The organism is Varibaculum vaginae, from assembly GCF_900604285.1.
Lineage (GTDB): Bacteria > Actinomycetota > Actinomycetes > Actinomycetales > Actinomycetaceae > Varibaculum > Varibaculum vaginae.
In genome coordinates, this window is sequence record NZ_UWNY01000001.1 from 106,751 (window position 1) to 126,955 (window position 20,205).

13 protein-coding genes and 1 tRNA gene are annotated in these 20,205 nt (G+C 51.6%); 9 read left to right on the forward strand and 5 right to left on the reverse strand.

The window, feature by feature from the left end; genetic code table 11:
• Nucleotides 1–7 precede the first annotated feature (7 nt).
• From rpoB to EFB02_RS00440, 3 genes are all read right to left on the reverse strand, one after another.
• Nucleotides 8–3,496, reverse strand: a complete 3,489-nt coding sequence (gene rpoB, locus EFB02_RS00430; RefSeq protein ID WP_234992673.1) for a DNA-directed RNA polymerase subunit beta — start codon at nucleotides 3,494–3,496, stop codon at nucleotides 8–10.
• Nucleotides 3,497–3,773: 277 nt separating this feature from the next.
• Nucleotides 3,774–5,699 carry a thiol reductant ABC exporter subunit CydC gene (gene cydC / locus EFB02_RS00435; RefSeq protein WP_122819392.1) on the reverse strand — a complete coding sequence of 642 codons (1,926 nt, stop codon included), beginning with the start codon at nucleotides 5,697–5,699 and terminating at the stop codon, nucleotides 3,774–3,776.
• Complete coding sequence (locus EFB02_RS00440) at nucleotides 5,675–7,537, reverse strand: ABC transporter ATP-binding protein/permease (protein WP_122819394.1); 1,863 nt, start codon at nucleotides 7,535–7,537, stop codon at nucleotides 5,675–5,677. The genes cydC and EFB02_RS00440 overlap by 25 nt, the downstream gene beginning before the upstream one ends.
• A 107-nt stretch (nucleotides 7,538–7,644) precedes the next feature.
• On the opposite strand from EFB02_RS00440, the gene EFB02_RS00445 reads away from it, so the two are divergent.
• Nucleotides 7,645–8,307, forward strand: coding sequence for a LytR C-terminal domain-containing protein (locus tag EFB02_RS00445; RefSeq protein WP_122819396.1), 663 nt, complete (start codon nucleotides 7,645–7,647; stop codon nucleotides 8,305–8,307).
• Nucleotides 8,308–8,354: 47 nt separating this feature from the next.
• Here the strand turns inward: EFB02_RS00445 and EFB02_RS00450 are convergent, their stop codons facing one another.
• Nucleotides 8,355–9,770: a uracil-xanthine permease family protein gene (locus tag EFB02_RS00450; RefSeq protein WP_122820584.1), complete on the reverse strand. Its 1,416-nt coding sequence runs from the start codon at nucleotides 9,768–9,770 to the stop codon at nucleotides 8,355–8,357.
• A gap of 158 nt (nucleotides 9,771–9,928) precedes the next feature.
• Here EFB02_RS00450 and EFB02_RS00455 point away from each other — a divergent pair, with 158 nt between their 5' ends.
• Nucleotides 9,929–10,423: a PaaI family thioesterase gene (locus EFB02_RS00455; protein ID WP_234992674.1), complete on the forward strand. Its 495-nt coding sequence runs from the start codon at nucleotides 9,929–9,931 to the stop codon at nucleotides 10,421–10,423.
• Between the two features lie 173 nt (nucleotides 10,424–10,596).
• Here EFB02_RS00455 and EFB02_RS00460 read toward each other — a convergent pair.
• Nucleotides 10,597–10,685 (reverse strand) — tRNA-Leu (locus tag EFB02_RS00460).
• A gap of 337 nt (nucleotides 10,686–11,022) precedes the next feature.
• Between EFB02_RS00460 and EFB02_RS00465 the strand changes: the two genes are divergently transcribed.
• From EFB02_RS00465 to pknB, 7 genes are all read left to right on the forward strand, one after another.
• Complete coding sequence (locus EFB02_RS00465) at nucleotides 11,023–11,718, forward strand: FHA domain-containing protein (protein WP_122819398.1); 696 nt, start codon at nucleotides 11,023–11,025, stop codon at nucleotides 11,716–11,718.
• Between the two features lie 12 nt (nucleotides 11,719–11,730).
• On the forward strand, nucleotides 11,731–12,222 hold the full coding sequence (locus tag EFB02_RS00470; protein WP_160115338.1) for an FHA domain-containing protein FhaB/FipA: 492 nt from the start codon (nucleotides 11,731–11,733) through the stop codon (nucleotides 12,220–12,222).
• Nucleotides 12,219–13,403: a PP2C family protein-serine/threonine phosphatase gene (locus tag EFB02_RS00475; RefSeq protein WP_122819402.1), complete on the forward strand. Its 1,185-nt coding sequence runs from the start codon at nucleotides 12,219–12,221 to the stop codon at nucleotides 13,401–13,403. The genes EFB02_RS00470 and EFB02_RS00475 overlap by 4 nt, the downstream gene beginning before the upstream one ends.
• A gap of 67 nt (nucleotides 13,404–13,470) precedes the next feature.
• Nucleotides 13,471–15,051, forward strand: a complete 1,581-nt coding sequence (locus EFB02_RS00480; protein ID WP_122819404.1) for an FtsW/RodA/SpoVE family cell cycle protein — start codon at nucleotides 13,471–13,473, stop codon at nucleotides 15,049–15,051.
• Entirely contained in the window at nucleotides 15,035–16,507 is a 1,473-nt protein-coding gene (locus EFB02_RS00485) for a penicillin-binding transpeptidase domain-containing protein (protein ID WP_122819406.1), read from the forward strand. Before EFB02_RS00480 ends, EFB02_RS00485 begins: the two co-directional genes overlap by 17 nt.
• Nucleotides 16,500–18,410 carry a serine/threonine-protein kinase gene (locus tag EFB02_RS00490; RefSeq protein ID WP_122819407.1) on the forward strand — a complete coding sequence of 637 codons (1,911 nt, stop codon included), beginning with the start codon at nucleotides 16,500–16,502 and terminating at the stop codon, nucleotides 18,408–18,410. The genes EFB02_RS00485 and EFB02_RS00490 overlap by 8 nt, the downstream gene beginning before the upstream one ends.
• Nucleotides 18,386–20,185 carry a Stk1 family PASTA domain-containing Ser/Thr kinase gene (gene pknB / locus EFB02_RS00495; RefSeq protein WP_122819408.1) on the forward strand — a complete coding sequence of 600 codons (1,800 nt, stop codon included), beginning with the start codon at nucleotides 18,386–18,388 and terminating at the stop codon, nucleotides 20,183–20,185. Before EFB02_RS00490 ends, pknB begins: the two co-directional genes overlap by 25 nt.
• Nucleotides 20,186–20,205 lie beyond the last annotated feature (20 nt).

A 20,205-nucleotide genomic window follows, 5' to 3' on the forward strand; every position in this document is an offset into this window, starting at 1 on the left:
CTGCAGCCTAGATTTCTTCCAAAGAAACATTGGGGTTTGGCCGCGAGCCAATATTGATCCCCAACTCTTCGCTGGCACGCTCAGCGCCGTCATCGTCTTCAGCCAGGGACACCACATTATCTTCGGCATCTAAGGCCTCTATATTCAGGCAGAGGGAGCGCATTTCTTGTATGAGGACGCGGAAAGATTCCGGAATGCCAGGCTCGGGAATATCCTCGCCTTTAACAATTGCCTCGTAAACCTTCACCCGGCCAGTAATATCGTCAGATTTCACGGTTAGCAGTTCCTGCAGCGAATAGGCCGCTCCATAGGCCTCCATCGCCCAGACCTCCATCTCGCCGAAACGCTGTCCACCGAACTGGGCTTTACCACCCAGAGGTTGCTGCGTAATCATCGAGTAAGGCCCGGTGGAACGAGCGTGAATCTTGTCATCTACCAAGTGGTGCAGCTTCAACATGTACTTGTAGCCCACCGAAATCGGGTAGGGGAACGGCTCACCACTACGCCCATCGAACAGGCGCGCTTTACCGTCCGCGTTGATTAGGCGATCCCCGTCCGCATTCGGGCGGGTGCAACCCAACAGACCGGTTAATACGTCCTCTTGCACACCGTCGAATACCGGAGTGGCCACTTTTTGACCTGCGGGAGCCGATAGTCCTTCCTTGGGGAGTTTCTCAATCCACTTGGCGCCTTCTTCTGCGAGCTGAGAAGCATCCCAACCCTGATGAGCAATCCACCCCAAGTGGAACTCCAGCACCTGTCCGATATTCATACGGCCGGGTACGCCCATGGGGTTCAAAATAATGTCAACCGGAGTACCGTCCTCGAGGAAAGGCATATCTTCGATCGGCAGAATCTTCGAAACCACACCCTTGTTACCGTGACGACCAGCCATTTTATCGCCAATGGTAATCTTGCGGCGCTGCGCTACATATACGCGCACCATTTGCTTTACCCCGGGAGGTAGTTCATCGTCCTCGTCGTTAAATTCCCGAACCCCAATCACAATTCCGGATTCACCGTGAGGAACACGTAACGAAGTATCCCGCACCTCGCGTGCCTTCTCACCGAAGATAGCGCGCAGCAGGCGCTCTTCGCTGGTGAGTTCGGTTTCACCCTTGGGGGTTACTTTCCCGACCAGGATATCGCCCGCCTGTACCTCGGCGCCGATGCGGATAATCCCGCGTTCATCGAGGTCAGCGAGTGCGTCCTCGGAAATATTCGGAATATCCCGGGTGATCTCTTCCAGACCTAACTTGGTTTCACGAGCGTCAATCTCGTGCTCTTCAATGTGGATAGAAGTAAGCACGTCATCTTGGACTACCCGACGGGAAAGAATAATCGCATCCTCGTAGTTGAGCCCTTCCCATGACATGTAAGCAACCAGTAGGTTCTTACCGAGGGCAAGTTCACCATGATCGGTTGCCGGGCCGTCGGCGATTAGCTGCCCGACTTCCACCCGGTCGCCGGCAGCCACCCGTACATGCTGGTTGTAGCAGTTTCCAGGGTTGGAACGCTGGAACTTATCCAGCTTATAGGTGAAGTAAGAACCGTCATCGCACATGATCTGTACATGCGACGCATCGGCTTCTACTACTACCCCGGAGTGTTCGCTAACCATTGCTTCCCCGGCGTCCATCGCAGTACGGCGCTCCATGCCGGTTCCCACTAGCGGAGCCTCGGTGGTTAGCAACGGTACCGCTTGACGTTGCATGTTCGCACCCATAAGGGCGCGGTTGGCGTCATCGTGTTCCAAGAATGGAATCAGGGCGGCGGCAACCGAAGTCATTTGCCGCGCCGAAACGTCCATGAAATCGACCTCTTCGCGCCGCATTTCCTGCGGATCTTCCCCGGCAATCCGGCATAGCACCAGTTCCTCCGCGAAAGATCCATCATCGTTTAGCGGAGCCGAAGCCTGAGCGATATTGTAACCGGACTCTTCGTCAGCACTTAGATAGTGAACCTCGTCAGTGACTTTTCCGTCTTTAACCACTCGATAGGGGGTTTCAATGAAACCGAAGGAGTTCAACCGCGCGTATGTTGCCAGCGAACCAATCAGACCAATGTTGGGGCCTTCCGGAGACTCAATCGGGCACATCCGGCCATAGTGGGAGGGGTGCACGTCACGAACTTCCATACCGGCGCGGTCACGCGAAAGACCTCCTGGACCAAGTGCAGACAACCGCCGCTTGTGGGTTAGCCCTGATAGCGGGTTATTTTGATCCATGAACTGCGACAGCTGCGAAGTACCAAAGAATTCTTTGATGGCGGCCACTACCGGGCGGATGTTAATCAGCGACTGCGGGGTGATTGCCTCCGCATCCTGGGTGGTCATCCGTTCGCGTACTACCCGCTCCATCCGGGAAAGTCCAGTGCGAATCTGTGCCTGGATTAGTTCCCCAACTGCCCGAATCCGGCGATTGCCGAAGTGATCGATATCGTCAGTTTCTACCCGTAGGTCAACGATTTCGCCATCTTCGTTGGTAGCTGAGACTGTTTGATCGCCTTTTTGCAGCGCCAAGAGGTATTTAAAGCCGGCGACAATATCGTCCAGGGTCAAAGTGGAGGTGTGAATGTCGCTGTTCAACCCCAGTTTGCGGTTAACCTTATAACGGCCTACTTTAGCCAGGTCATAACGCTTGGGGTTGAAGTAGAAGCCTTCGATGAGGTTACGCCCGGCTTCGGCACTGGCCGGCTCGCCGGGACGAATCTTCCGGTATATATCTGCCCGCGCATCATCGGTGGACTGAATGTTATCCGAATCCTTTTCCAAGGTGGAAAGCATAATCGGGTAGTCCTGGAACTCTTCGCGGATTTCTTCCGCAGTCATGCCCAGGGCGCGCAGGAAAACGGTGCCGGATTGCTTACGGCGCCGGTCAATACGGATTCCGACGTTTTCCCGTTTATCGATTTCCAGCTCTAGCCAAGCTCCCCGAGAAGGAATGAACTTACAACCGTAAATATCCTTATCAGAGGTCTTGTCCGCAACTTTCTCAAAATAAACACCGGGAGAACGTACCAATTGGGATACTACTACCCGCTCGGTACCGTTAATAATGAAAGTTGCTCGCGGAGTCATCAGTGGGAAGTCACCCATAAACACGGTCTGAGATTTAATCTCTCCGGTGTTTTCGTTCATGTATTCAGCAGTAACGAAGATAGGAGCCGCATAGGTGTAATCCTTGGCTTTACATTCTTCGATGGAATACTTGGGGGGCTCGAACTTGGGGTCAGAAAACGATAGCGACATGGATCCAGCAAAATCCTGGATGGGGGAAATCTCTTCAAAGATTTCCTCTAAGCCAGACAGCACCGGATCGGTGCGGTGGGTCGCTTTCGCTTTTTCTTCTGCACTCTCGCGCCACTGGGGAGTGCCCAGGAGCCATTCAAAGGATTTCCTTTGAATATCTAGCAGATTCGGGGGAGCCATAACTTCCTGCAGTTTCGCAAACGACAGGCGAGAGGGCTTATTGGCAGATGCGGTTTCAGCAGCCAAAAGGATTCCTTCCGGACGACGTAACTTCGCGCGTATTTCTGGTTTCCGGCCCCTTCCGGGCACTGGTTGCTTCGCGATCGCCTTGCGCATTTTAGAGGCGAATCAGCAGACCAGACCACATCGGGCTACGGTAAACGCAAATATTAATGCTAGTTTGAAAGCGCAGATTATGCCACATATAGAACAAGGACGTGCGCATTTTCACAGCTTTTTAGATTTTTTGGGGAGATTTATTGCTCCTCCCCCTATTAACAGTTTCCGGAGAGATTTCTCGTAACTATCTACCCGTTTTTTCTGGCTCGAGCATAAATTCTGCTTCCCGTTCATGAGCAACTAGCTTTGCGAGTTCACCCGCCTGCGCCAACACCTGTCGGGGAGAACCCTGTTCTACTAGCTTACCTTGAGAAAACACCAATACCTGGTCAACTTCCTCCACCTGTCGCAAGGTATGGGTGATTTCAATAATGGTGGCCTGCGGGCGAATCTGACGTACCCGGTGACGTAACCTCCCCGCTAACTCCGGTTCTAAATGAGCGGTAAACTCATCCAATACCAATACGGGGGAATCTGAAAGCAGCGCCCTCGCTAAAGCCAGTCTTTGACGTTGTCCTCCCGAAAGCGCCCCGCCGTGCCGACCTACTCGGGTGTTTAAGCCGGCAGGTAAATCTGCAATCACCTGATCCAGTTCCACCATTTTCAATGCCTGCCAGAGCTGATCCTCCTCGGCAGTAGGTTTCCCGAGACGTAAATTATCTGCAATCGACGCTGAAAAAATATGAATCCGCTGAGTTACCAGGGGAATGTTACGGCGGATATTTGCTGGATCTAAAGTCCTTAGATCCCGATTTCCCAACCGGATATTTCCATTATCGACATCCCAATAACGCAGCAATAACCTAGCAAAAGTTGATTTCCCACTCCCGGTTGCTCCACAGATAGCCGTCCAGGAACCAGGAGGAATAACGCAGGAAACATCACTTAGCGCCGTGGGAGCTGAAATCTGTTTTTCACTTTGGGGATAGGCGAAAGACACGTCCTCGAAAACGATTGGGAAAGGCGCATCTGGCAGTTTCTTCCCTCCAGAAGGTACCTGAGGAGCGGTATTCGCCACTTGCCATACTCGTCGCGCGGCCGCGAACGAGTTAGCCAGAAAAGTAGAGAAATCTTCGACCCCCTGGCAAACCTCCCAGGACCGCAACACCGCGAATACCGCAGCCAGGGCGGGGGCAACCGTATTCAAATCTGTTACCTCCGGCATCCCCATCCAGATCACCGCGAGAGCTGCCAGGTACATTCCACTTTGTGTAAAGGCTCGTCGCAAAGCATATAAAGAGGTCAAAGCCCGAGAAGCAGCACCATCAATCGACATATAGCGTTCTAGTTGGATAATCCGTATCCGCTGCAAACCGTAGCCTACAATCTCGTTAATCCCATTGACTGAATCGGTCACCGACTGTGAAACCTGCCCTTTGGCACTGGCAGAGGCATCGGCAGCCCGGTTTCCTTCTCCCCCGCCCAAAAGAGCTAAGGACACTAAAACCACCAAGTAAATCAGAAATAGCAGCGCACCACTAAGGGGAGAAACCAAAAATCCGGTCAGAGCCGACACCCCCAAAGGAATTATGAAGGCACTGAAGGCAGGAACCAAGGTATGAGCAAAAAATACTTCGATACGGTCAATATCAGCGGTAATGCGCGCCAGCAAATCTCCACTTTTCGCCCTCACCATACAGGCTGGGGATTGTGGCGACAACCGCAAGAACATTTCTTGGCGCAAAATTTCCAGAGCTTTGAAGGCCACGTAGTGTCCGGCGAACTGTTCCAAGTAACGAAATATTGCTTTCAGGAACGCTAAAGCGGCCATCACCGCAACACTCACCCAAAGATAAGAGATTGTCAGGGATTCACCACGGGAGATTTCTACCACTGCGGCACTAACCCGGTAAACACCAAAGGTTATTAGGCCGATACCTAGCCCCTGGTCTAATAAACGCGCCACCCCCGATATATATAGAGGTTTTAATACCGGACGCGCCAGGTGTAGCATCCAGGCAATGAGCTGGCAGGTTCCTACCGTAGTAGGCAAAAACGCTGCTTCACCAGTTGCCATAGTAGATGTTGGCCTCGGTTGATTGTGATTGGGGTTTTCTGTATCGCCTTTAGCTGGATCTGAACGGTTTAAAAATCCCGGTTTTGTGCACATGCTGCCACCTCCTCTAAAGCACCATCCTTCAGGTAGAGGATCCGGTCGGCATTGGCCAAGGCACTGGCACGATGGGTGAGCAAAACAATGGTTTTTTCTTTCGCTACCTCCGCGAGCGCCTGAGTAATCGCCGCTTCAGATTCCAAATCTATCTGCGAAGTTGGTTCATCCAAGAGCAGCAAGTTTCGGCCGGATAATAATGCCCGCGCCAAGGATAGTCGCTGCGATTGTCCCCCGGAGAGTGCATACCCGTCCTCCCCCACCGGAGTATCTAGTCCTTGCGGGAAAGAACGAATTTCCCGGTCGAGGCGTGCCTGTTTTAGACATTCCCACAGCTGCCTTTCACTGGCACGAGGGGAAACCAACATTAAGTTAGAGCGAATAGTGCCACTAAAAATCCAGGTACGCTGCAGTACCAGCGCAGACTGTCTCCGAAACCAATCCCGATTTTCGGCATTCAAGAGATGTCCTTGCAAATAAATAGCGCCTTTACCAGGTAACAGATTACCTTTCATCAGCTCCATCAGCGTAGATTTTCCCGCTCCAGACGCCCCACAAATTGCTACCCATTCTCCGTTCTTAACCTGCAAATTAAGTTCACTGAGGACGGGCTTGGCATCGGGGTACGCAAAGGTTAATCCCTGCATGTCGAGCATTAGGTCAGGATTGGGAGCTTTCATACCCAAAGTCTGATTGCTACCCGAAGCTGACTTCTGTCCGTCATATTGCCCGTTAGCCGCTTTCTGGTCACTAATAGGGTCTGGCACGCTAGCAGAGCGGACATTAGCAGTGTCATCAGGGACACAAGACTCTTGTTTGTTTGAAACGACAATTAGGTTGGTAGAGGGGGTTCGTTTCCCAGGTTTTCGTTGCGGACGGGAAGCTTTTCCACTCAAAAAGGCACGTACCAGCCGCTGATTCGCCATCCCCGCCATTCCCACATAGAAGAACGCACCAATTTTATTCATCGGTTCCAGCAGGAGCAGCGTCAATCCCAACATGGAAACCACTGGAGTAATCGCGGTGATATCGGTGCCCCAAGAACAATTGATAACTTTCCAGAGGGTGAGGGCAAACCCGCAAGTCAACAGCAAAAGATTAAACCCCATGTCGATTACCAGCAAGATCAGCTGGTTAGCCGCTAGCAGGCGCATAGTAGACAATCGGTTCTCTTCCCCAGCTTTTGCTAGTTCCTGTCCCCGCGAGTCCGTGGCATCTAACAGACTCAAGGTTTCTAAACCGGAAATAGCATCCAGGTAAGCCGCAGCCAACTGGTTACGTCGCCGTCGTGATTTACTGGAAACTTTGCGGGTCAGTTTGGAGAACAAGAAAATAATGATTGGAACCAGAGGAACAAAAGCCAGCAAAATCAAAGCACACCAGGGGTCGACGAATAACGCCATTATTATCAGCACTAGCAGCGGGCTAAGCATTGCTCCCACCATGCTACCGAGGAACCCCTGGCGATAACGTTGAATTTTTTCGGTACCGGCAGTCATCATATCGACCAGGGAACCAGCATTGCGCCGAGTAAGTACCCCAGGTCCTTGATGAAAATAATTTCGCAAAAGGCGAGCCTGCAAAGCCACCTGTTCCTTATGGATGGAACGCTGTTCAATCGCGATTCGCGTCCCTTCGCACCCTCCTAGCCCAATTGCGAGAACAACCAACCCGCTCAACTGTCCAGAGAAACTTTTCCCGGAAAAAGCTTGCCCCAAAGCATTACCCAGTAAAATCATGAATCCAGCAGCCAATAACACCGAGAACAGAGTAAGAACCACGCTGGTGATAATCGCTACTGTCCCCACAGGGCGAGCAAGTGACAGTTTCTTCGGCATAGATTCCTCTAGTTAGATGGTTTTCTTGGCTTAACCTTACCCGTTTTAACCCGCAGAAGGCAGCGCCGAGCCACGTCCTACTCTCCAAGAGAGGTAAAGTAACAAGCATGAATAAAACCCAGGTGAGCCCGGGCGGCGAAAAAGATTTACAACAGTCGGAAATGGTGACATCCCCTACTCCCAGTGATCCGCTGGCAAATCTTAGTCCCTACCAGCGTTATGTACGACGCCGCCAACAGCGTGAAACCATGGTTTTCACTATTATCGGTTCGGTGATGGCCGGCCTCTTAGTGCTTTCTATTCTCATTGGTTTCGGGATTTTACCTTTCCCGTTCTTCAATGATTTCAAGCAGGCTCCCCAATACGCCCAGGCTGGGGACGTCCCCTGCCCAACCTCCGAAAAGGCGGTTCCCCTTGACAAAATGGAAATCCATGTAGTTAACGGTACCGATGTTTCGGGATTGGCAGGGAAAGTAGCCGAGGGATTAAAAGAACGGGGAATCCCAGTGAAAGATATTGGCAATATTACCAGCGGCTCTTACGAGGGAAATGTTCAAATCATTACTGGCCCAACGGGGGTTAACGTTGCCTATACGTTAGCACGCGCCTTCGAGGAGGCGGAGATCATTTTAGATCCCCGCCCCACCTCGGATGTAACCGTGACTATCGGGTCTCGTTACTCCGATATGGTAGCCCCCGAAAAGTTCAAGGGCATGGTCCGAAAAGATTTAGAGGAAGCCGATGGCTGCAAGCTGGTGCAAATAGCCTAAACCCAGCAGGGTTAAGTGTCCTGATTCTTTACGGATCATTCAGGCGCTCAGGCGACAGAACCATCCGGAGCGGACGCTACCCGCTTTTCATAGGAGCGAGACTGTAAATCCGTTCCCGCCGGGGCAGAGGCCGGGGAAGCCTGCTCGAGGAAAGTACCGCGAGCTTTCGAAATACCGCGCATCGCATGGTATACCACGATTGCGGCGGCCGACCCCAGGGCAATACCGTTGAAGGTAAGCGAACCAATCTGCCAGGTGTAGTCAGCGATAGCAATAATCATGGCGACGGCGGCGGTATTTAAATTCACCGGATCCGCAAAATCAACCTTGTTTTGCACCCAGATCCTTACACCCAACATCCCGATCATCCCATAGAGAACAGTAGCGGCGCCCCCTAATACCCCGGGAGGAATAGTGGCGATTGCCGCCCCAAACTTGGGGAACATTGACAGTGCCAGCGCTACGAAAGCAGCTACTATGTAGGCAGCAGTTGAGTAGACACGCGTAGCTGCCATTACTCCGATGTTTTCCGCGTAGGTGGTGGTGGCACTACCGCCACCGCTACCGGCAAATATAGTAGAAATCCCATCTGCAAACAGGGCGCGGCCAGTCAAGTGATCTAGATTTTCTCCAGTCATGGCTGATACCGATTTAACGTGACCCACGTTTTCAGCCACCAAAACTAGCACTACCGGGATAAATAACCCTAAAGTCGAAGGTTCAAAAGAGGGGGAATGGAATTCGGGGAGCCCGATCCAGGCGGCCTTGCCGATGGCTTTGAAGTCAACTTCATGCTGGAATACCGCTGCGATGTATCCCACTCCCACACCAATCAGAATGGACAGGCGACCAATAATCCCTTTGAAGAGGACGGTGATTAGCACAATGGAGGTGACAGTGATTACCGCGGTAACTGCGCCCTCTTTGAACCAATTCCAGGCAGCCGGTGCCAGGTTGAATCCAATCAGAGCCACAATACATCCGGTCACAGTAGGTGGCATGATGCGGTCAATCCAGACTATGCCCGCAAAATGAACGATTACCCCGATTAGCGCCAGAGTAACCCCGACGCTAATCACTCCCCCGAGCGCCGCTGACTGTCCGTACTGGGAAGATACCGCGGTGATGGGAGCAATCAGGGCGAAGGACGAACCTAAATAGGAGGGCAATTTTCCTGCTGTCACCAGGGCGAATAGTAAAGTTCCAATAGCAGTAAAGAACAGGGTGGTGTTAGGAGGAAAACCGGTCAACAAAGGTACCAGGAAGGTCGCTCCAAACATGGCAACCACGTGTTGGGTGCCAATACCGGCAGTGCGCGGCCAAGAGAGCCGTTCACGAGGCATTACTACTTCCCCGGGGCCAATAGAGCGGCCATCGCCGTGAAGTTTCCAAAATCCGAAAAGAGATTTACTTCCCGACTGTCGGGGAGATACAGGTTGAAGGTTCTGATCGTTACTAGACATTTCGTCCCTATCAGCTAGGAGACTCTGCCCGGAGGGGCGCGGGTCTACTTGGGTTTTACGGTCAGAACTTAACTTTATTCCTCTAAGCCCACTTAATAAAAGTTTGCCCACTATTTGTCTTCTGGGAGACGCTATTTTCCACCCTCTAAACTAGGGGTATGACGCAAATGCTGGTTTACCGTAATGAAGTTGACAATCCGATTCCTTTACCGGATTTGAACGACCCGGAACAGACTGCTCGATTTCTGCTTTCACTACCAAATGTTTCCGACAAATGCCCTTCGGCTAAATCTCAGCTCATAGCAGCGATGGGGATTCAGTTTCATCACCTTGGCGGAGATTTAATGGTTTGCTCAATGCCGGTTGAGGGCAACCGCCAAACCCTAGGGGTACTACACGGTGGAGCAAACGCGGTATTGGGAGAAACCACTGGCTCTTTGGCTGCCAACTACGCAGCCCCGCAGGGAAAACATGCGGTCGGATCTAATATTTTTGTCACCCACCATCGCCCCGCGCTCACGGGTCGGGTATATTGTGTAGCTACTTTAGCGCAAAGCGGACGCACCCTAGCTACCTATTTTTTAAGGATTTTTTCTGAGGACGGAAAACTTACAGCCTCCGGCACCCACACCTGTGCTTTCGTGGATGATTAGGCAAGAATGCACAGAAAGCTAATTTCACTACGGAACGTTTACGGAACGCAGCGTTTTCATCTGACCACGTTCTGACATGGTTAGCAAACTAGTTTCATGAGACAACGTTGAGACAACGCGGAGACAATTTTTATTTTGACCCTTGCGTTCTCGCTGGTCAAAACCTTAATGTTTGGTGCGCAAGGGGGGACTTGAACCCCCATGCCCGGTAAAGGGCACACGGACCTGAACCGTGCGCGTCTACCAATTCCGCCACTTGCGCTTCGGTTTAACGCCGGGAAGCGTCAACCAACGAATAGAAATCTACCCCGAAACCAAAGGCGAGAGCAAGCCTACAGGTAAAAGGCGTTATGTTTCACAACGTTTACTACCAAATTTTGCAAGCATGGATAAAACATTCCTGCTGCTGTAGATTCCCCCCTGACAGCGCTCCTAATATTGCCCTATTCACCCTGCGATAATACTTCTCAGAGATTTTTCTATTACCCTGGGACTTAGGCATATTTATTGCCTACTGCTTTTTCCCGGCAAACCCCGGCTAAAAGTAGCAGTGCAGGATACTTCCCGCAGATCTGGTTTTTACAGGAGAGGACGGAAATATGGGAGTGGTAGACCGCTTCGAAAGAGCTGTGTCCCAAGGAGTGAATGCTCCCTTTTCTAAAATGTTCGCCAGTTCAATAAAAGCAGTGGACGTAAAGTCAGCTATTCGTGAAAGCATGGACACTTCCCGCGCTACTTTGAGCGATGGTCGCGTAGTAGTCCCTAACGAGTACCGCGTACTCCTAAACGAAAAAGACTTCCAGTCAGTTATGGATCAGAACTCACAGGTATTTGCGCAAGAATTAGCGCAAGATGCCACCGCTTATGCCACGGAGCAAAGCTACGTGTTCGTAGGTCCAGTGGAAGTTACTTTCTCTGCCGGGCAATACCCTCTCGGAGAACTAAAAATCGAAAACACTATCCGCCGCGGCCCCGCCGCGCCGGTAACTACCGCCGGCGCCAGTCCTTCCCATCCAATTATTGATATCGAAGGACAACAGTGGCTGTTAACCGAACCAGTAACGGTAATAGGGAGAGGCTCTGAGGCAGATATCGTGGTTCACGACCCGGGGGTATCCCGTCGCCATCTGGAACTACGAATCACTTCCCAGGGGGTAATCGCCACCGATTTGGGATCTACCAACGGCTCCTACGTAGAGGGTCACCGTATTAGCGCCGCGACTCTCTTAGACGGAAACGAAATAACCATCGGTCGCACTCACCTGCTATTTTGGACATCAAGCGCGGATGAATAATAGGCGGTAATCGTGGCGGTAGGACTTTTATACACCATTCTTCGATTCGGTTTTGTAGCCCTCTTATGGCTGCTAGTAATCGGATTGGTGCTAGTGCTACGTCGCGATATTTTTCTGGCATCTTCGGCATCCGCAAAATCACCTCTCAACCGGTCACGCGCACGGCGCCCCCAAAATAAGAGAAGCAAGCCTCAAGAATCTAAGCGCAAAGGCCGGCCTCGCTACCTGGCTTTTACCGGTGGAGCCCTGGCGGGTAATCGTTTAAAACTTGACGGAACCCCTATTCTATTAGGTCGTTCTGGCGACTGCACGGTACCCCTGCGAGACTCCTACTCCTCCAATAGACACGCCCGTATATACAACAACAACGGACGCTGGTTTATCGAGGACTTGAACTCAACGAATGGAACATTCGTTGCCAATAAACGCCTCACCACAGCTCAGCCGCTAGAGCTAGGAGTCGTGGTGCGGATTGGACAAACAACAATGGAGCTAACTAGATGAGCATCGGATTCAACTATGCTGCCCTCTCCGATATCGGTAAAATCCGTCAATCTAACCAAGATTCGGGTTATGCCGGTCCAAATCTGCTGATACTAGCAGACGGGATGGGTGGTCCAGCCGGTGGAGATATTGCCTCGTCAATAGCAATCGATCATTTACGTGAACTCGACACCCTAGCCGAAAGCCCCGAGGAGGCTCTAGAAAGTCTGCGTTCGACCTTAGGGCAGGCACATCAGGAACTTTGTGAACGCTCCACCCAAGATCCCGCACTAACCGGCTTCGGTACCACTTGCATTGCGATTAGGCGTAGTGAAAACGCTTTGACTATGACTCATATCGGGGATTCACGCGCCTACCGCCTGCGGGGCGGGGAACTACGGCAAATGACCAACGATCATTCTTTTGTGCAATACCTGGTAGACACGGGGCAGCTCACCCCGGATCAGGCAGAAAATCATCCTCAACGTTCAGTACTACTGCGAGTTCTAGGAGATTCCCAAGAAGACGTAAATCTCGACGAATCTCATCCGGAACTCAAAGCGGGTGATCGCTGGCTACTATGTTCAGATGGCTTATGTGGTTTCGTTTCCGGGCAAACCATTGGCAAAGTTCTCTATCACAGCGAAACCCCGCAACAGGCTTGCGAATCTTTAGTGGAATTGGCACTGAAAGCCGGCGGTCCAGACAATGTGACCTGCGTGGTTGCCGATATAGTAGAAAATCCGCAGCAAAGCGAGCCGCAAATCGTGGGAGCTGCCGCTACCGACAGACTGTCACAAGTGCGTAATCAGCTAGATGCCCTCTCCCAAGAAACTCTTCGCCTTGAAAGCGAGAATTCCGACCCTGATATTACTACCGCTAGTGATCAGGCCGAGGATAATTCTTTTTCTCCGGCACGAGCGGCAGTACCGGCAGAGACTAAAAATGAAGAGACCCGGGTTCCTAGGTTCCGTTGGGGACGGATTACAGGGGTGCTTGTGGGTCTACTGGTTTTGATCGGACTATTTTGGGGAGCTTTATGGTACGGAATGTATTCCCGTCCCACTCTCACTCCGACCCCCAATTTGACCTCGGTATCCGAAAATGAATCTAAGGATACTTCGCCCGATAGAGATGCAACTGCGACCGAAAATCCTTCGCAGACCGAATCCTCTAAATCTGCTCAATCCGACAAATCTTAAACGGTTATCCATAACCGCGAGCTAAGAAGTCCACACGGTTCCAATACAGGAAAGGAGGGAAAGCGCTTTGGTAAAGATTAAACATCCCACTGGTCGCCTGGCAGAACTATTTTTAATTACAGTGGCTTTAGCTGCCTGTTTTGCCGGATATTTTTCTATTAACGTCAACCGTACAGGCGCCCTCCCTACCTCCTTTGTACTGCATATTTGCATCCTAGCCATCTTCGCTCTTGCTACCCACCTGGCAGTTCGTTTCTTGGCTCCCTACGCTGACCCAGTGCTATTACCTGCAGTTTTGATGCTCAACGGCATCGGCTTGGTGATGATTTATCGCCTTGATTTGGCTTATGGCCCCAATTCTCAGCTTTATATAGGTTTCAAGCAGGCGATATTTACCCTGCTAGGCGTGATTTTAATGATAGTTACCTTGGCAGTCGTGCGCGACTATCGCAAACTTCGTAACTACACCTATCTTTCAATGCTACTGGCAATTGTGCTTCTTTTACTGCCGCTGGCACCGCTCATTGGGCGCACCATTAATGGTGCCCGGATTTGGATTTATATCGGCTTTTCACTCCAACCTTCCGAGATCGCCAAGATTTGCCTGGCTATTTTCTTCGCCGGATATTTAACCACCCGCCGTGAAGCGTTAATTCAAGGCGGAAAATCACTGCTGGGAATGCAATTGCCGCGCCTGCGGGATCTCGGTCCCCTGGTAGTGGTCTGGGCAGCCTCAATTTTAATTTTAGTATTCGAGCGCGACCTGGGAACTTCACTGCTAATCTTTGGTTTATTTGTGGCGATGTTGTATGTGGCCACTAACCAGACCTCTTGGCTTTTAATCGGTGCTATTCTCTTCGCGCCGGCGGTATTCTTAGCTGCCCGAATGTTTTCGCACGTACAAGCGCGGATAGATGTTTGGCTTCACGCCCTCGAACCTGAAGTTTATTCCCGTACAGTCGGTGGTTCCGGACAGTTGGTTTCTGGGCTTTTCGGAATGTCCGATGGTGAAATCCTAGGTACTGGTTGGGCACAAGGCTCTCCCTCGCTAACCCCTTTTGCTAACTCTGATTTTATTTTCGCTTCACTCGGAGAAGAACTGGGATTAACTGGTTCTTTAGCCATTCTCACCCTCTACCTGGTTTTTGTGGAACGGGGACTACGCACCGCTTTAATAGTGCGTGACAGTTTCGGAAAATTATTGGCAGCCGGGTTTGCTTTCACTATCGGATTCCAAGTGTTTGTAGTGGTAGGAGGGGTTACCAGGGTCATTCCTTCTACCGGCCTCACCTTACCTTTTGTCGCAGCCGGCGGTTCTTCTCTGGTAGCCAACTGGGTGATTCTGGCGTTATTGCTGCGTCTTTCAAATGAGGCACGCAAGCCGGTAGCTACCGAGAGCGGAGTCATTGATACTGCCGAACTGGAAGCGGTGATTGCCCGCCAAAACGCCAAACAAACCGTGGTGAAGAGCATACCCTCCGTATCTCCCGCTGTTCGCGACGTCACCGCCATACCTCCTCGCGAAGCCCGTAAACCAGTTACCTGGACACCTACAGCTGCGCAAAGTCACCGCGCTAATTCCGTAGACGCTGTCCCCTCCCACCTCCAACAATCGTTTGGAGGTGAACGTCATGAATCCACAGATTAAAAGACTTTTCTCTGTAGTTTTCGTAATGTTTTTATCGTTAATGGTGGCCTGTACCTATATCCAGTTCCTGGGGGCGGATGCTCTCAACGCGGATGGACGAAACTCTCGTGCCTTTTACCGTTCCAAATATATTGAACGCGGCCCCATTATGGTGGGAGACGACGCGATAGCGACTTCAGAGCCCACGAAAGACTCTACTGGATACCGTAAGCGCTACCACCGAGTTTATTCAGATAAGGCACCGCTTTACTCTAATCTGACCGGTTACCTTTCTCCGGGAGGCAATGCTAGCGGGATTGAGCGTCTACAGAACTCAGTTTTAATGGGAGAAGCCTCTAGCCAGGCTTTATCGCAGATGCTTAAATATGCGGCAGGAGAAAACCAGAAAGGCGGAGGGGTACGCCTAACTATTAACCCTAAGATTCAAGAGGCAGCCGCGCAGGCACTAGGGAATCGCAAAGGCGCAGCAGTAGCGATCAACTATCAGACGGGCGCAATCCTAGCGGCGGTTACTACCCCTCGTTTTGACCCCAATACCGTGGCAGAAGGTAGCGAGTCAGAATCTCAAAAGACTCTACAGGGATTGAACTCAGACCCGATGAAACCAATGCTCGATAGAGCTTTACGGGGAGAGTTCCCACCGGGATCATCCTTCAAGATTATTACGGCTGCCGCTGCACTCGAGCAGGGAATTCGCTCCCCTGAGGACGAGGTTGACGCCCCCGTATCGATACCTTTACCAGGTTCAAATGCGCGAATTTCTAATGTTGATAACATGGCCTGTGGCAACGGGCACCCTACACTTACCTATGCCTTTGCTATTTCCTGCAACACTCCGTTTGCGAAAATTGCGCAGGATTTGGGACACGAAGCTCTGAAAGCTAAGGCTGAAGCCTTCGGCTTTAACCCGAAGTCCGTTTTGAAAGTACCACTACCAGTACAAAAACCATATTTTCCCACTAGTGACCCGGGAATGCCTTCTTTAATGATGAGTGCTATCGGGCAATATGAAGTGCGAACTTCTCCTTTAATGATGGCAACAGTTGCCGGGGCAGTAGCGAATCAAGGCACCCAGGTACGTCCCTTCTTGGTGGCGGCCGAACTGGGACCAGATGGCCAGGAAACCCGCACCTATCGCTCCGGGGGTACTCTGGGGAAACCTATTTCCAAAGAGGTAGCGCAACAGTTGCGGGGAATGATGATTCAGGCGGTAACTCAGGGAATTGATAATTCGGCAGCAGTTACCGGAGTGGAAGTGGGAGCCAAGACGGGAACTGCCGAAATCGGCGGAGGTATGACCGATGCCTGGTATGTGGGTTGGGCAGATATTCCTGACTATCCTCTAGCATTCGCAGTAGTAGTTGAGGGAGATTCCGCAGACCCTGCTCCCCATGGCGGACCGGTTAGCGGACCGATTGCTAGAACCATGATTCAGGCGGCGATGAATCATGACTGATAACCACGTTTTACCTGCGCCACCTCGAGGGCGCGAAGCAGAAATGTCAACCCCGGTTGACCCGGTTGCCACTTCTGATCAACAGGCAACCAATGCCCAAAAAGCGATTGCCGCTTTAAAGGTGGGAATGAAGATTTCCGGCCGTTACCTCTTGCTGTCCCGTTTAGCTATCGGCGGTATGGGCGAAGTCTGGCAATCTCTAGATGAAAAAACTGGGGAACGTCTGGCACTAAAGATTTTGCGTCCAGAACTGGCTGGGAAAAAACTCTTCCTTTCTCGTCTGCAGATAGAAGCCTACAACGCGTCAAGAGTGCATCACCCTAACCTGGCGGCGGTTCATGCCTCCGGTGAGGACGGCGGTCTTGGATGGATCAGTATGGAACTGGTTGATGGAGTTTCTTTAACCGAAATTCTTGATCGAGAACGCACCTTAAGCGCTGATTTCCTGATTTCGGTACTCTATCAAACCGCTGATGCTCTCCGGGCGGTACATGGAGCCGGGATCGTGCACCGCGACATTAAACCCGGCAACATCATGGTTACCCCCACTGGGGAAGTAAAACTTACTGATTTTGGGATTTCCAAAGCGCCTGGTCAAGCTAATTTAACCCAGGTTGGAATGGTGATGGGCACTGCCCAGTATCTACCTCCCGAGCAGGCAATGGGGCAACCAGCAACGCCCGCCGGCGACCTCTATGCCCTCGGAATTATTGCCTATGAGGCTCTAGTCGGGAAAAGACCGTTTAGCGGGGAAAAACCGGTAGATATTGCTTTCGCTCATGTCAATAAACCGGTTCCGGCGCTACCAGAGTCGATTCCGGTAGCGCTGCGTGAATTGGTGATGCAGCTTTTGGAAAAAGAACCTCAAAACCGGCTGGCAAGTGCCGAACGATTAATGCAGCGCCTGGAGGAAGTTCAAATCTCCCTGACCCATCCTCACCTTGAGGAACAGGAGCATCCCAGCCTCCAGGAGTCGCTTAACCTATCCCCGCAATCTCAAGAGGCAGCCGGGATTGACCTTGAAGCTGGAGTGCTTTCGGAGCCAGCCGCAGAGTTAGAAAACTCCCAGGAAGACTTGGAAGAACTAACTGAGCTAGAAAAGATGCACCACAACGCGGCTGCGGTTAAAAAAAGTATTGAACTGCAGCTTCCTTCCCCTACTTCCTCCCCTCTACCTGCCGAAACTACCCCTGCTCCAGGGGCTGCTTCCGGCAGTAACTGGCGACCCCCGTTTGCTGCTTCCTGGCCAAAAGAAGAAGACGGATCGCGAATGCTCTATCTTTCCGGAGGAACTGTGCCCGCTCCCCCGGTTCTGCCCGATTCAATTCCTCTTCCTGAGGGCGCGTGGGATCAGAGAATTAGGCAGCGGCAGCGTCCTCGCGAATTTGCCGAACTCATTCCCCCGGTATCTGCATCCCGCCCACGTTCCCAAATGCAACGCCTACGGGCTTTACCCCACGTTTTTAACTGGCGTAAAGCCCCAGCACCTCCTCGCTATGCAACCCCCGACACACCCGAAACCGAAAAGACGGCCTCTTCGCTGGCGGCACCTTTAGTTTCTTGGAGTCATAGACTGGAATCCCAAATCGGATTACATCCAGCCGATTCCCTAGACGCCGAGGTAGCGCGGCTGCGTTGTCCCTACGAAAAAGTTGCCTTCTTCAGCCACAAATGGTGGAAACAAGATATTTCGCGAGCTCGGCATGGACGGCAAAATCGAAACACAGCACTACCCCTGGTTTTGGTTACTTTAATTTTATGGATTCTCGTAACCGCTCTTAGCTTCGGTATCAGTTTACTGTTTTCAGAGGCTAATTCCTCGGAAGCCTCTACCCAAAAAGCTATGATAAATATAGTTTCGGAACAAAAGGAAGATACATGGCAGATTCTCCATACCGCATAGGCGGAGGCCGCTACGAAATCCGTTCCCTAATCGGCAGGGGCGGGATGGCTGAGGTACATCAGGCTTACGATACCCTGCTTTCCCGAGTTGTCGCCATCAAGATGTTGCGTATTGACCTGGCGAAAGATTCGGTGTTTTTAGCTCGTTTTCGGCGCGAGGCTCTAGCCTCTGCTTCCTTGAATCACGAGAACATAGTCCAGGTCTACGACACCGGCGAGCAAGTGGTTACCACTCCGGAAGGCACGGAAGTGCATGTTCCTTATATTGTGATGGAACTAGTAGAGGGACACACAGTTCACCAATTGCTGACCGACGGTCAACCAGTTCCCATCAATGAAGCAGTAGAGATTATGACGGGAGTCTTAAACGCCCTGGAATATTCGCACAAGCGCGGGTTAGTCCACCGTGACATTAAACCCGGCAATGTAATGATTACTAACTCTGGCAAGATCAAGGTGATGGATTTTGGGATTGCCCGCGCCCTAGAGGATTCGGGACAAACTATGACCAGCACGGATGCTGTAGTAGGTACCGCTCAATATTTATCTCCGGAACAAGCACGCGGAGAAACGGTAGACACTCGCTCTGATCTTTACTCTTGTGGCTGTATGCTTTTCGAACTCCTGACCGGCAGGGCACCTTTCAAAGGAGATTCCGCAGTTTCAGTTGCCTATCAACACGTAGCAGAAATGCCGCCGCTTCCCTCTTCGATTGCCTCCGATATTAGCCCTGAACTAGATCGGATGGTCATGAAGTCCCTGGCGAAACTACCAGAAGAACGCTATCAAGATGCAGCCTCCATGCGCTCAGACATGGTCAGGGCGGCTGCAGGCGCCGAAATTTCTGCTCCGATGCTGCCACCGTTACCGGTAAGTACTCCTACCGAAGGTTTTATGCAGCCCCAAACCTCCTATCCACCTGCGCAATGGTCACAGGTAATGGAAGAAGAATCAGAACCGGAATCGGAAGACGAGGAAGCGGCTCGCAAGAAGAAACGAAAGAGGATTATTTGGGCAGTTACTCTCGGGATAATAGTTGCTGTTGCACTAATAGGAACAATTTGGTGGCTGATTGCTTCCGGTAAAAATCAGGAACCCGAGCAGGTAACCATCCCTAAAGAAATTATCGGAATGAGCGCAATTGAAGCACAACGCACCCTGGAGGACCTGGGGTTAACAATGGAACAGGGATCTGCTGTGGCTTCCGACGAAGTGGAAAAGGGGAAAGTGGCTAAAACTGATCCTGATTCTGGTTCTAAAGTAGATCCGGGATCTACAGTAACGATTCATTTGTCCTCGGGAGCTGCTGAGATTACGGTACCCGATGTTTCCGGGCAAACCCAAGATGCCGCTAGAAAAACCCTAGAAGAAGCCGGTTTACGGGTGGGATCGGTAAAATATGAGGATGACGCTAGAACGGCATCTGAACGGGTAATCCGCACCACCCCAGAAGCAGGTAGTTCAGTTAGCAAAGATGATGAAATTATTTTGGTGCTTTCCTCTGGCTATGTTTCGATTGACTCCGCTCAAGTAGTAGGTAAGAGCCAGCAAGATGGGTTGAGGTACCTGGCAGGTCTCGGTTTACAAACGAACACGGTAACGCAGGAAACCAGTCAAGCTCCCAATGGACAAATTATTTCGGTAGAGCCTTCCGGTAGGGTAAAGAACGGCGCGTCAGTAACAGTTAGAGTAGCGAAGACACCGCCGCAGCAGTCTGCTCCGCCCTCACAACCTACAAATAATAGTTCTGAGGAGCCGGATCAGCCGAACCCCTAAACCCCAGTCGGTAAACCGGG